Origin of the sequence: Massilia arenae (assembly GCF_008014745.1) — a bacterium.
Classification (GTDB): Bacteria; Pseudomonadota; Gammaproteobacteria; order Burkholderiales; family Burkholderiaceae_D; genus Telluria; species Telluria arenae.
Map to the genome: position 1 here is coordinate 83,210 of NZ_VPFD01000022.1, position 13,272 is coordinate 96,481.

Sequence of the window (13,272 nt, forward strand, 5' to 3'; positions counted from 1 at the left end):
ATAATCGCCAAAACATTGCCAATGCGCAATCTATGATGCATGATGACTCCGACAATATGTGACGCAAGAGGAGGACGAGCATGCGCAGGAACGACGATGGTACGGTGGCGGGCGAAGTCGCGGCCAAACCCAAAAAGGCTGGAAAAAATGGTGCGGAGCACACGCTGCGGCGCCGGCTCGCCCTGCTGACGTTGCTCCCTTACGGGAACCAGGCCGGCGTCTGTGCCCGAGTGCTGACCGAGAAGCTGAATCGGGACCGCTATGCCTGTACCAAGCGTACGGTGGAACGCGACCTGGAGGAAATGTCGGGCAACAGGGTGTGGCGTGAGGTTGGCATCGATATCCAGTGGAAGATCGATCCTTCCGATTCCAAAACCTATTTGTGGGCTCACATGGGGCCGGGCAAGCCGCTCTACCTGCGTCAATTGTCAGGCGAGGACGCCCTCCTGATCGCCCTGATGGCGCAAGAATTGCAGCACTTCCTGCCCAAGTCCGTCTCCAGCGTGCTGACGGCGTATCAGCCCAGGTCCGACAATATACTGAGCTTGCCGGGCCATACCGATCACGGCCGCTACCACGCCAAGGTGCGTAGCCTGGCCGACGGTCCGCTCATGCATCCTCCGGCGATCGACGACAACCATGTCCGCGAGATCAACGAGGCGCTGTTGCGCGACGAGCAGATCGCGCTGCGCTACCGGCCCGCCAGCCGCGATGCCGAGCACGATTACCGCCTGCATCCGGTCGGCATGGTCAAGAAGGGATTGTTCATCTGGCTGATCGCCTTCAAGGAAGAGGACAACCGGCTGGCCGAAGGCGCACGCACCTTCCGCATGGACCGGGTGATCTCGGTCCGGCGCCGCGAAAACTAGCCGGTCGCGCGCAAGCTGCCGGACTTGGAGACGGTGCTGGACAGCGGTGTACTCGCTTACTTTCCCAAGGACGTCGTCAGCCTGTCGCTACGCTCCCGTCCGGGAAATGCGGGCGATGAACTCATCAACAACTACCGCGATACGCCGTTGAGCCGCGGCCAGCGCATCACGAAACTGGCCGAAGGCGGCTTCCTGCTCGAGGCGCAGGTGCGCGACACGCGCGAGCTCTTGTGGATGCTGCAGGGCCAGGCGCACCTGCTGGAAGTGCTGGAGCCGCCCGCGCTGCGCCACAAGGTGCAGCGCTTCGTCACCATGGCGGCCGAGCACTACGCGCAGCAGGCGGAGATCAGCGCACGATCATGAGATGGTGCGTACGGCGCGCCCGGTAGCTTGACGCCGCGCCCTCGTGGTGGGATCCTCGACTGGTTTTGCCATACCGGTTCGCGTTTCCCGATTCCGCCCCAGGAGATACATATGCGTCGATACCTGCTCGTCCTGTCCGCACTCTCCTCCGCCCCGGCGCTGGCCGCGGCGCCTTATCCGGTCACCACCAGCACCATCGCCGCCAGCGTCGGCGAGCCGATCCCGATCGCGCTGTGGCAGCCGGCGACGCCGGGCCGCTATCCCCTCATCCTGATCTCGCACGGCAGCGGCAGTTCCGAATACGGCCACCGCGGCTGGGCCGAACACCTGGCCCGCAACGGCTATGTGGTCGCGGCCCCGCGCCACTGGGGCGACAGCCACGACAAGCCGGACGGGCGCGGCTCGGACGTGCAACTGGTCGGACGGCCATTACAGGCCAGCGCGGCCCTCGATTCGGTGCTGGCCCACCCACAGTTGAAACAGCTGGTCGATCCGCAGCGCATCGGCATGATCGGATTTTCGGCCGGCGGCTACACCACGCTGGTGATGGCGGGAGCACGGCCCGACTTCAAGCGCTGGCAGCAGCACTGCCAGCAGCACGCGAGCGAGGACGACGAGTTCTGCCCGACGCTGGTGTGGCGCTTCCTGCCGCGCATCACGCGCAGCGACTGGCAACTGCCGCGGGAAACGCGCATCCGCGCGGCGGCAGTGATGGCGCCGGCGAGCATCCTGTTCGACCGCGAAGGCCTGGAGAGTGTGAAGATTCCGCTGCGGCTGTACGGCGCGCAGGACGATGCCATTACGCCCAACGACTGGCACGTCAGCCGCGTGGCGGCGGCGCTGCCGGCGCCGGCGCAGGTGCACATGGTCCCTGGTGGGCACTTCGTGTTCCTGGAACCGTGCAGCGCCACGCTGCGCGCCGCGGCGCCCCAGCTGTGCATCGATGCGCCCGGCGTGGACCGCGCCGCCATCCAGCGCAGGATCGGCGGCGAACTGGTGGAGTTCTTCGGAAGGAACCTGTAAGCCCGCCGCGGCGCGTCAGCGCGCGATCATGAGCACCGGATACCGGTTCCACTCCGGCTCGCGGTAACGCGCGCAGTTCGCATAGATGAAGTCCAGCACCGCTTCCTGGCTGCCCAGCAGCCCGGGATTGGCAGCCTTCCACTCGGCGAACTTCGCTGCCAGTTCTGGTTCATCCGCCAGCAATTTCTCGGCCTCGTCCTCGAACACATAATCCGAGTAATGCTCTTTCTTCTCCAGCACGCTGTTGAAGAAGCCCCAGCGGAAGAAGCTGTCGTGCGCCAGCGGTTCGAGCGTCTCGACCGCATAGCGCGCCTGGTCCTGGTCCAGCGGCACGATGTAGTCGCCGGCGCGCAGCAGGACCTGCCCGATGCGGCGCTCCAGCACGACGTCATCATGGAACATATGGCCTTCGTAGGTCGACGGGCGCGAGGTCACCGACGCGATCTGGTAATACGTCACTTCCTGCACGCGATCCGCCTCGACCCGCTCCATGCGCACCCCATTCCACTCCAGGCGCTCGATCGCTTCACGCCACTGCTGCGGCACCACATAGGCTTGCGGCGCCGGCACCGCGACGTCGACCGGGAAGCTGTTGTAGTAGGCGATGTCGCGCTCCCACGGGCTGCTGCGGTCGTAGTACAGGCGGCTGTAGTCGCCGATGGCGCTCTTCCTGTACTTGGCCTCGTAGCCCTTGAAGCGGAAGCTCGCCGGATTGGCTTCGTCCATCTTCCAGCGCACCGGCCATTCACTTTGCTTGCGGCCTTCCTCGCGCGCCGCGCGGCGCAGCGCCTGGATGCGGTCGGCGTTCTTGACAGTGAACTCGAGCGCCACTTCGACCAGCGCCACCATCGACTCGTAGCGGTCCTTGAACGGCTTGAGCATGTGCGTCTCGGGCATGAAGCCGATCGTGTGGTGCAGCGCCGCGTAACCGGTCGAGAAGCGCGCCGTCTCGAGGAATTCGGCGATGCCGTGGTCCGGGCTGTCCTTGACCGGGTTCACATAGGGACAGGTCGGCCAGCCGCGCGCATCCATGCCGGCGTACATGGCCGGCAGCATCTCGGCGCGTAGAAAATCGCCCAGGCCGCCGCCCAGCTTGTCGGCCTGGGTGTGGATCAGGGTCATCGTGTAGCTGTAGTCCGCGCCGTTGGAGGTGTGGGTGTCGACCATCACGTCCGGATCCCAGCTCGTGAACAGCTGATTGAACGTGCGCGCGGTCAGGGTGTCGCACTTGACGAAGTCGCGGTTCAGGTCGAGGTGGCGGCTGTTGCCACGGAAGCCGAACTGCTCCGGCCCGTCCTGGTTTACGCGCGAAGTGTCGGCGCGGTTGAAGCTGCCGTCCACGTTATAGAGCGGGACGAACAGGAACACGGTCTGGCCCAGCGCCGCCAGTTTCTCCGGCTGCAGGCAGAAGTCGCGCACGATCGCCATGCAGCCGTCGACGCCTTCCGGCTCGCCCGGGTGGATGCCGTTATTGTTGAAGAAGACCGGACGGCCGGCGCGCTTGATCGCCTCGCGTTCGAACACGCCGTCGCTGCTGACCACGCCCGCGTGGATCGGCACGCCCGCATCCGACACGCCCACTTTCTCGAAGCGCAGCACGGAAGGGAAACGGCGCGCGAGGTCTTCGTACCAGGCGATGCACTCGGCCCAGGTGGTGGTCTGGTTCAGGTTACCCTTTTCGTAGGGCGTCAGCAGTTCAATGGACATAAATCTTATCGTTGTGAGGTTGAAGCTTCAGAAATCGTCGTCGGCACGGCCGGGGTCTGGACCGGCAGGTTGAGCGGCAGCGCGATCGCGACGTCGGTGCCCTCGCCTGGGCTGGAGCGCACCTCGATCGTGCCGTGCAGCGCATAGGCGCGCTCGCGCATGCCGATCAGGCCAATGCCTTCCGAGGCGCTGGCGGTGTCGAAGCCGGCGCCGTCGTCGACCACGCGGATGCGCAGCAGGCCCTTGCCTTCGTCGAGCAGCAGGCTGACGTGGGCCGAACGCGCGGCAGCGTGCTTCATGACGTTGGACAGGGTTTCCTGCACGATGCGGTAGGCGGAGATCGCCAGCTCGTTCGACAGGCGCGCGAAATCGCCCTCGCTGTGCAGGTCGAAGCGGCAGCCCGACGTGGTGTCGTAGTGGCGCACCATCTCTTCCACCGCGCCGTGCAGGCCCAGCATGTCGAGCACTTCGGGACGCAGGCGGCGCACCAGGCGCCGGCCGTTGGCGTACAGGTCGAGCGCCAGCTTGGTGATGGCCTCGGATTTGCGGCGGATCTCGTCGACTTCGGGCCCGGGCGGCGCCTTGGCCGCCAGCAGGCCGATCGACTGCGCCTCGAGGCGCGCCGCGATCAGCGAGGCATTCAGTTCGTCGTGGATCTCGACCGCGATGCTCTTGCGCTCGTCCTCGATGATCTCGTTGACCTTCTGGATCAGCTTGCGCTTGTCGGCGTCGGCGCGCAGCGCCTCGTTGCGCGAGGCCAGCAGGTCGCGCGTGCGCTCGGCCACCTTGTTCTCGAGGTCGCGCTTGGACTCGTCCAGCGCCAGCGACATCTCACCGATCGAGGCCTGCAGCTCGCCGATCTCGCCGCCGGTGGTGACCGGTGGATGCACGCGGTAGTTGCCGCCCCGGATCTGGCGCAGGGTGCCGATCGCCTCGCGCAACGGCACGATCAGCGAGCGCGCCAGTACCCAGGCCAGGATGCCGCTCGCGGCCAGCGCCAGCGCCGCCATCGACAGCTCGATCTGGAAGCGGTCGGTCTGCTTGGCCATCATGTTCGCCGGCGACATCGTCACCCGCACCCAGCCGACGACTTCGGTGGTGAGCGTGGGCGGGCGCGAATCGCTCGATGCCGACACGTGCGGCGTGCCGTTGTCCGAGAACAGGTTGATCCACACCACCTGCTTGCGGATCGGCGCCTCGTAGTAATGGGCCTGGGCGTCGCTGGCCGAGTCGGACACCACGCGCACCGCGGCGCGTCCGCTGCCGTCGATCACGTCGACTTTATAGATGCTGCGGTCCGACTGCACCAGGCCGTTGATGGTCAGGCGCAGGTCGGACAGGTTGCCCGAGATGACGTTGTACTCGGACGTCTCGGCCAGCGCGCGCGCCAGGATGCGTCCGCGCTCGGCCAGCTCCTCGGCTACCTGGGCCCGGTGCGCATACCAGGAATACCAGACGAAGGAGGTGAACAGCAGGATCACGGGCAGCATGGTGATGACGGCCATGCGCCGTCCGACACCCCAGCCGCGCCAGAAACGCAGGTTCATTGCGGGGCCGGCGCGCGCCGTGCGAAGTTGCGGGCGCTGTCGGTCACGCGCAGGTCGAGCGAACTGGCCACCCCTTCGTTGATGATGGTGCGGAAGTAGCGCGGGAACTGCGGCGGATCGAGCTCGCCGGTGCGCACGAAGTCGGCGGCCAGCTCGGCCACCTGGGCGTTGATCTCCTCGATCTCGGAGTATGTGGTGGCCAGTGCGCCCACCTTGACCATGTCGGCCGAGAAGCCGATCACGCCCTGCTTGCGGCGGTAGGTCGAGAGCAGGATGTTGCGCACGTTCTCGGCGTTGTAGATGTCGCTGTCGGGCAGCGCCAGCAGGGTCTCGGCGCGCGTCATGCTGTTGAGCGTGTGATTCAGGTCGTCGCCCGGCGCATACATCTGGATCTCGGTGGCATCGGTCAGCGCCGGCTTCAGGAAGGCGGTGTCGGGGCCGAGCAGCACGCCGACCCGCACCGGGCGGCCGTACAGCAGTTCGGCCAGGCGCATCTGGTCGTTCGGCGCCGGCTCGGCATAGATCGCGGTCATCGCCATGCGGCGCGGCTTGGGCAGACGCGCGGTGAGCGTGCGCCATACCTGGCTCGAGGTGTACGCCGAGATCACCACGCAATCGCAGCGGCGCGACAGCGCATCGCGCAGCGCGGTCGGGCCGATCGCCACGTACAGCATGCGGCGCTTCTGCGCCAGCTCGGTGCGAAAGGCCGCGAAGGTGGGCACCAGGCGCTTGTACAGGTCGTCGGCGATGCGATGGGTGACGGCGCTATCGTCGCCGGTCAGGATCTGGAAGCGGTAGCCCTGCGTTTCTTCGCGTTCGCGTTCCGCCTGCTGGGCGGCGTGGACGCTGCCGGCCGACAGCGCCAGCATGAAGGCAAGGACCAGCAGGGGCGCCAGCGCGGGCGCGCGCCTGCGCTGGTGGGGCATGCGGCGCGGGAGGATGGCCATCGCGTCAGGGCTCGATCAGGCCGTGCTTGACCGCCAGCAGCGTGATGCTGGCCTGGCGGTGCACGCCCAGCTTTTCCTTGATCGACTGGCTGATATTGCTGATGGTCTTGGTCGACAGGTCGAGGCGCTCCGCGATCTCGGCATTGGTCATGCCCTCGGCCATCAGCTTGAAGATTTCCAGTCCGCGCTCGTCGAGCTGCGACTGCGGCGTGACTTCGCCGCGCACCGCCATGCTGGCCAGGCGCGACGCGATGTGCGGCAGGAAGTACAGCTTGCCCTCGTGGGCGTGGCGCACGGCCGTGGCCAGGTCGGCCGGGTCGCAATCCTTGGTGACGAAGGCGTGGGCGCCGAGGCGGTAGGTTTCCTTGATCAGGCTGTCCTGGTCAAACTGGCTCAGGAAGACGATCTTGGCCGACGGGTCGGACTTGAGGATGGCCTGGGCCGCGTCCATGCCGGTCAGCTCGGTGCCGAAGCGCATGTCGAGCACGGCGACGTCGGGGTGCTCGGCGGCGTACAGCGCGGTCGCCTCGCTCGGGGTCTTGGCCTGCCCCACCACCTGCATGCCGGCCGCTTCCAGCGACATGGCGAAACCGGTCATGACGATCGGGTGATCATCCGCGAGCATGACGCGGATGGGTTTGTTCTGTTCTGCCAATTTGATTCTCCTGGCGCGTGGCCGGTGTGCTTCGCCAGTGTCTGGCTTTGCGTAGGTCGGGACGAAAAGCCCCGGCACAGTTGGGAATTATTTCATACAACGGGCGGGGAAGCGAATGGAAAGGCGGAGAACTTTTGTGCTCTCCGGCAGGCGTTTTTGAGGCGCTTCCTTTTGCTGGACGCGTGGACGGCGGAGCCGTCCACCCTACGGCTGGCACTGCTTGGTACGTTGGCGCACACACAACTAGAAACAAATTTACTAGATTATGGATTTGCATTCTGCTAGGGCATAGCATATATTGATTCTAACGAGCTGTAGATATGCATTCTTCCAAGGTAGTAAACCTGGCCATCCCGAGGGATGCCGGAACGAATAAAGGAGGTTGCCATGCATTTTTCTGACATCAATCAAGGCGCCGGCGGCAAGGCCGGCAAGTTCGCCCTGGTGGCCGGCCTGCACGTACTGGTGGCGATGGGCGTCATCAGCACCATGAACGCCAAGTCGCTCTCGCTGCCCGCCATGCTTGAGGATAAGCTGGTGTGGATCCAGCCGGAGGCGCCGCCGCCGGCCCCGCCACCCGAACCGCCGAAACCCGTCGCCAAGGCCGCACCGCCCGATATCGTGGTGCCGGATGTGGAAGTCGAGGTGCCCGCGCCGCCGATCGAGCAGGCGATAGAGGCAAGCACGGAGCCATCGCCTGAACCGGCCCAGCAAACCCAGTCCGAAGCCCCGCCGCAGCCGGCCGCCCCGCCGTCGTCGAACAGCGGCGAGATGCGTAGCGCCGTGCTGGCCGACGCCAACGGCTGCGCCAAACCCGATTATCCGGTGCGCGCTGCGCGCAATGGCGAGACCGGGACCGTGACCCTGGCGCTGCTGGTCGGCACCGATGGCCGGGTGCAGGACTCCCGCATCCAGTCTTCCAGCGGCTCGCGTGAGCTCGATCGCGCCGCCGTGCATGCCCTGAGCATGTGCAAATTCCAGCCGGCGATGAACGGCGGCACAGCCGAATCCGGGTGGGCACAGCTCGCCTATGTCTGGACACTCGAGTAAGACCGTCTTCCCCTCTTGAGCCCGCCAATCTTCATCCGGCGGGCTTTTTTTCGACCCTATGACTGGTGCATAGACGCCAGCACGGGCGACATCCGATCACAACAACAATGGAGAGAGAACACATGGATGCAGCAAGCGCACCGATACCGGCGATACGTGTCACCGGGTTCATGCAGGCCCTTGCCGGTGGCCTGGGACTGGCAGTCCTGGTCATCCTGGGCTGGATGGCGTTGACGCGACCGGCGCCGCCCGAGCCGAAGGCAGAAATCGCGGCCGGGAGCTGGAACGCCCGCGTCCAGGAGCACATACGGGTGCTGGCGGCCAGCCCCCGTTCGATTGCGACCGAAGGCAATGCCCAGGCGCGCGCCTACCTGATGTCGGAACTGCGGGCGATGGGCCTGGCGCCGGCGGTGCAGCGCGCCACGGTGCGCAAGTCGGTCGTCTACTATTTTGGCGCCATCCACAACACGGTCGGCGTCGTCCATAACGTCGTCGCCAGGATTCCCGGCAGCGCGCCAGATGCGGGCCGCCGCCCGGCGCTGCTGCTCACGGCGCATTACGACAGCGGCAACGCTGTGCGCGATACTGCGCGTGGCGCCGCCACCATGGCAGCCCTGCTCGAAACGGCGCGCTCGCTGCGCGCCGCGCCGCCCGCCAACGACGTCGTGCTGCTGTTCGCCGACGGCCACCACGTCGGCGCGCTCGGCGCCAAGGGCTTCGTCGAACAGCATCCGCTGGCCGCCAACGTCGGCCTGGCGCTCAAGTTCGATCCTGCCGGCGATGCAGGCCTGCGCATGCTTGAAACCAGCGGCGCGGGCGGCGCCGCACTGGCCGGCTGGATGCGCGCCGCGCCGGAGCTGCGCGGCTCCTCGCTCGAGACGACCCTGGCGCGCATGCTCAACGACGCGCCGCACGTCGGTCCGCTGGCGGCGCTCGATACGCCGGTGCTGCTGTTCGCCGGCGGCGAGAACGATCCGCGGCAGCTGGGCGACGCGATGCTGCGCCTGGCGCAGGCCTACGGCGACACGCCGCTCAAGCGCGGAGCGCAGACGGCCACCGCCTATTTTTCGCTGCCCATCGTGGGCCTGGTGCAGCACCCGGCCTGGCTCACCTGGGTACCCACGATCCTGTCCTGCCTGATGCTGGGCTTCGCCTGGCGCCGCCTGTTCGGTGCGGATGGCGCGACCGAGGCGGCGCAAGGCGTGTTCGGCGTCTGCTTCCTGCTGCTCGTGGTGCGCGTCGGCAGCTGGACCTGGCGCGAAGAGATTGCCGCCGCCGGCCTCGCGGGCGAGCACCGCTTGCCGCTGGTGGTGGTGATCGTCGCAGCCTGCGTCTTCGTCGCCGGGCTGTATCTGTTCCGTCGCAGCGTCGGCGCCGCCGCGATGGTGCTCGGCGCGCTGGCCTGGCCTGCGCTGACGCTGCTGCTGGTCGTCTTCTTTTTGCCCGGCGCCGCCTATGTGCTGGCCTGGCCGCTAGCAGCGGCGCTGGCCGCCTTCCTCGCCCTGCAGTCGCGCTGGGGCAAGCGCCAGGCTTTCGCTTTGCGACTGCTGATGCTGGTGGCCGGGCTGGCGCCGGCCGTCGCGCTGTTTCCGCCGGCGCTGCGCGATACCTGGCTGCTGCTCGCGCCGCACCACATGTACCTGCCGCCGATGCTGATGGCGTTGCCGATGCTGTGCTTCGCCAGCCTGTTGCTGGTGCTGTCCCTCGCGCCGGCCGTCGCCGCCGTGCTCGCGCTGCTGGCCGCTAGCTGCTTCGCCCTGCCGGGACAGGCGGCGCCACGCGCCGCGCCGCTGTCCGCATCCGATGGCCTCGAACGCCTGGTCTATTACAAGGACGCGAACACCTGGCGTGCGTACTGGCTGCTGCCGGAGCAGCCTCTCGACGACTGGCGCCGCGAGCTGTTCCCCGGCCGGCAGCCGACCATCTTCGTCGAAGTCTTCGGCTGGAACAGCCCGCGCCAGTGGTATGCCGAGGCGCCCCGCGACGATGCGGTCGCCTTCCCCGAATGCTTCGCCCTGCTCAACACCGTCGGCAAGGTGCGGAGCGCCACGTTCACTGTGCGTTCAAAAAACCGCGCGCCGCACATCGAGCTGCGCATGTCGGGCGCCAAGGCGCTGCGCTCGCGGCTCGACGGCATGCCGCTCACGTCGAAGGAGGCCCCGTGGTTGCTGTCGCTGTACGGGATGGAAGACCGGGTGCTGCGCTTCGAGATCGAGACCGCGCCCGACGAGATTTTCGCGATCACCGTGCAGGAGCGCATGCCCGGCGTACCGCAGCATCTTCTACCCTCGCGCGACGAAGGCGCACCGTATTTACGGGAGCAATCGGGAATGACGATGTCGACCGATATCCTGCGATTTTATTGAGGACTTGTCATAGAATGTTCCGCGCACGCCACGAACGTGCCCTTCCCGATCAACTCAAGTCGCAGGATTTTATGTACAAGATCGTCTCTTCCCTCGTCTTTACCGCCATCGCCGGCAGCCTGGCACTGGCCTACCCGGCCCATGCCCAGAACGCGCAAACCGTCCAGGAAGCGCCGCTGCGCGCGCACCTGGCCCACCTGTCCGCAGACGCCATGGAAGGCCGCGGCACCGGCCAGCGCGGCGGCGAACTGACCGTCGCCTACCTCGAGGCGCAGGCGAAGGCCGCCGGCCTCAAGCCAGCCAACGGCGACAGCTTCCGCCAGGCGGTCAAGATCGCCGGCGTGCGTTCGCTGCCGGCCAAGAGCGACATCGCGATCACCGCCGGCGGCAAGGCGCTGCCGCTGCAGTTCGGCGCTGACTGGGTCTGGGGCCCGGGCGACGGCAAGGCCGACCACAAGCTGGACGCCGACCTGGTCTTCGTCGGCTACGGCACCGTAGCGCCGGAAGAAGGCGGCTGGAACGACTTCAAGGGCATGAACCTGAAGGGCAAGGTGCTGGTGATGATGGTGAATGACCCACTGCCGACCGCAGCGGAACCGAACCGCTTCAACGGCGAAGGCCTCACCTACTACGGCCGCTGGACCTACAAGTTTGAGGAAGCGGCGCGCCAGGGCGCGGCCGGCGCCATCCTGATCCACACCGACAAATCGGCCTCGTACGGCTGGAGCGTGGTGCAGAACAGCTGGGCCAACGCCGAGCGCTTCCAGCTCACCGAAGGCAAAGTGGGCACCGGCCTGCAGGGCTGGATGACCGACGCCACCGCACGCAAGGTGTTCGCCGCCGCCGGCCAGGACCTCGATAAACTGCGCGCCGCCGCCGAAGACAAGAACTTCAAGCCGGTGACCCTGAAGGCCCGCCTGAAGGGCACGGCGCGCGCGGAAGTACGCAAGCTGGAAGAGTTCAACGTGGCCGGCGTGGTGCCGGGCACCGATCCGAAACTCAAGGACGAAGTGGTGATCTACAGCGCCCACTGGGACCACATGGGCAAGCAAGGCACCGAGGGCGACACCATCTTCAACGGCGCGGTCGACAACGCCTCGGGCACCGGCGCGCTGCTGGCAATGGCCGAGCAAGCCGTCAAGAACCCGGCCAAGCGCAGCCAGATGTTCCTGTGGGTGGCCGCCGAAGAACAAGGCCTGCTGGGCAGCGCCGCCTACGTCGCCAAGCCGCTGTGGCCAATCGCGAAGACCGCCGCCAACCTGAACCTGGACAGCCTGAACTGGGTGGGCCTGGTGAAGGACGTCAGCGTGCCGGGCAGCGAGCGCACCGAACTCGGTGCAATGGCCGCCACCACCGCCCAGGCGATGGGTTTGACCGTCGCTCCAGCCAAGCCTGACCTGGCCGGCGGCTACTTCCGCAGCGACCACTTCAGCTTCGCCAAGGCCGGCGTGCCGGCCTTCTCGGTGGGCGCGGGCCGCAGCTGGGTGAAGGACGTCGAAGCCAACAACGCTAAGGCCGCGACCTACCGCGACAAGTACCATCAGGCGTCGGACGAATACGATCCGAGCTGGGATCTGTCGGGCATGGTGCAGCAGGCGCAGTACACGCTGAACCTGGGCCGCGCAGTGGCCGACGCGCCGAAGATGCCGGCGTGGAAGGAAGGTGATCCGTTCGGCAAGGCGCGCGCGGCGAAGTAATCGCACCCGCCAAGCTTCAAGTTAGTTAGCACCAGCACGTCGTTCCCGCGCAGGCGGGAACCCAAGTTGTTCGCGTTACGATAACGCTGGCACACTTAGGTTCCCGCCTCCGCGGGAACGACGCGTTTGGGCCAACGATTTTCCGATCCACTGACGAGAGAGGCGAACGATGCGCGAAGAAGACCTGGTGCTCGGCGACGGGCGCACGCTGCACTTCTACGACCTGGCGCCACCCGGCGAACAGGAGCTGGCCGTGTTTTGGCACCACGGCACGCCGAACATCGGCCGCCCGCCCGAGCCGCTGTTCGCCCTCGCCGCGGAGCTGGGCATCCGCTGGATCGGCTACAACCGCCCAGCCTATGGCGGCTCATCGGAACGCAGCGGGCGGGACGTTGCCTCGGCGGCCTTCGACGTCGAGCGCATCGCCGATCGGCTGGGCATCCGGCGCTTCGCGGTGATGGGGCATTCAGGTGGCGGGCCGCACGCGCTGGCTTGCGCCGCCCTGCTGCCCGAACGGGTGGTGGGCGCGGTCAGCATCGCCGGCCTGGCGCCGCCCGACGCCCAGGGACTCGACTGGTTCAAAGGCATGGGCGCATACGGGGCAGCGGCGCTGCGTGCGGCGGCGCAGGGGCGCGCGGCCAAGGCATATCATGAGGCGCTCGGGCTCGTATTCGACCGGGAGATGTTTACGCTTGAAGACTGGGACGCGCTGGCGGGGCCGTGGTCATGGTTCGACAGCGTGGTGGGACCGGCGGTGGCCAAGGGGCCTGACGGCTCGATCGACGACGATATCGCCTATATGACGCCGTGGGGATTCGATTGCACGCGCATCGCCTGTCCGGCGCTGTTCGTGCATGGGATGCAGGATCGCGTGGTGCCGGCGTCGCACAGCGAATGGCTGGCGCGTCACTGCCGTTGGGCCGAGCTGTGGCAGCGGCCGGACGATGGACATATCTCGGTGATGAACTATGCCGCGTCGAGCCTGGTGTGGTTGCGCGGGCAGTTGCGCGTGGATTGATCGCGGACGGCGCGCCATGCGCTGCCATCC

General features: G+C 66.9%; 11 protein-coding genes. 7 read left to right on the forward strand and 4 right to left on the reverse strand.

Features of this window, described 5'->3' with window-relative positions; genetic code table 11:
• Positions 1 to 80: 80 nt before the first annotated feature.
• The 3 genes from FVD38_RS27320 to FVD38_RS18955 all read left to right on the forward strand — a co-directional run bounded on the left by FVD38_RS27320 (position 81) and on the right by FVD38_RS18955 (position 2,255).
• Entirely contained in the window at positions 81 to 869 is a 789-nt protein-coding gene (locus FVD38_RS27320; RefSeq protein WP_147936265.1) for a helix-turn-helix transcriptional regulator, read from the forward strand.
• A gap of 33 nt (positions 870 to 902) precedes the next feature.
• Positions 903 to 1,232: a WCX domain-containing protein gene (locus FVD38_RS27325; RefSeq protein ID WP_187271646.1), complete on the forward strand. Its 330-nt coding sequence runs from the start codon at positions 903 to 905 to the stop codon at positions 1,230 to 1,232.
• A gap of 111 nt (positions 1,233 to 1,343) precedes the next feature.
• A complete protein-coding gene (locus FVD38_RS18955) occupies positions 1,344 to 2,255 on the forward strand; it encodes an alpha/beta hydrolase family protein (protein ID WP_147936267.1) in 912 nt (303 codons plus the stop codon).
• Between the two features lie 15 nt (positions 2,256 to 2,270).
• Here FVD38_RS18955 and FVD38_RS18960 read toward each other — a convergent pair whose 3' ends face one another.
• From FVD38_RS18960 to FVD38_RS18975, 4 genes are read right to left on the reverse strand one after another with little or no spacing between them, the layout of a single operon-like run.
• Positions 2,271 to 3,962, reverse strand: coding sequence for a M14 family zinc carboxypeptidase (locus tag FVD38_RS18960; protein ID WP_147936268.1), 1,692 nt, complete (start codon positions 3,960 to 3,962; stop codon positions 2,271 to 2,273).
• Positions 3,963 to 3,967: 5 nt separating this feature from the next.
• Complete coding sequence (locus FVD38_RS18965) at positions 3,968 to 5,509, reverse strand: sensor histidine kinase (RefSeq protein WP_147936269.1); 1,542 nt, start codon at positions 5,507 to 5,509, stop codon at positions 3,968 to 3,970.
• Positions 5,506 to 6,456 (reverse strand): hypothetical protein, encoded by a 951-nt coding sequence (locus FVD38_RS18970; protein ID WP_147936270.1) that lies wholly within the window; start codon positions 6,454 to 6,456, stop codon positions 5,506 to 5,508. The genes FVD38_RS18965 and FVD38_RS18970 overlap by 4 nt, the downstream gene beginning before the upstream one ends.
• Before the next feature lie 4 nt (positions 6,457 to 6,460).
• A complete protein-coding gene (locus FVD38_RS18975; RefSeq protein ID WP_123071681.1) occupies positions 6,461 to 7,111 on the reverse strand; it encodes a response regulator in 651 nt (216 codons plus the stop codon).
• A 387-nt stretch (positions 7,112 to 7,498) separates the two neighbouring features.
• Here FVD38_RS18975 and FVD38_RS18980 point away from each other — a divergent pair, with 387 nt between their 5' ends.
• The 4 genes from FVD38_RS18980 (at position 7,499) to FVD38_RS18995 (ending at position 13,242) form a co-directional block, all read left to right on the forward strand.
• On the forward strand, positions 7,499 to 8,161 hold the full coding sequence (locus tag FVD38_RS18980; protein WP_187271647.1) for an energy transducer TonB: 663 nt from the start codon (positions 7,499 to 7,501) through the stop codon (positions 8,159 to 8,161).
• Positions 8,162 to 8,283: 122 nt separating this feature from the next.
• Positions 8,284 to 10,527, forward strand: a complete 2,244-nt coding sequence (locus FVD38_RS18985; RefSeq protein ID WP_147936272.1) for a M28 family peptidase — start codon at positions 8,284 to 8,286, stop codon at positions 10,525 to 10,527.
• 71 nt (positions 10,528 to 10,598) lie between these two features.
• Positions 10,599 to 12,224: a M28 family peptidase gene (locus tag FVD38_RS18990; RefSeq protein ID WP_147936273.1), complete on the forward strand. Its 1,626-nt coding sequence runs from the start codon at positions 10,599 to 10,601 to the stop codon at positions 12,222 to 12,224.
• A 253-nt stretch (positions 12,225 to 12,477) separates the two neighbouring features.
• Positions 12,478 to 13,242 (forward strand): alpha/beta fold hydrolase, encoded by a 765-nt coding sequence (locus tag FVD38_RS18995; RefSeq protein ID WP_229493830.1) that lies wholly within the window; start codon positions 12,478 to 12,480, stop codon positions 13,240 to 13,242.
• The last annotated feature ends 30 nt before the right edge of the window (positions 13,243 to 13,272 follow it).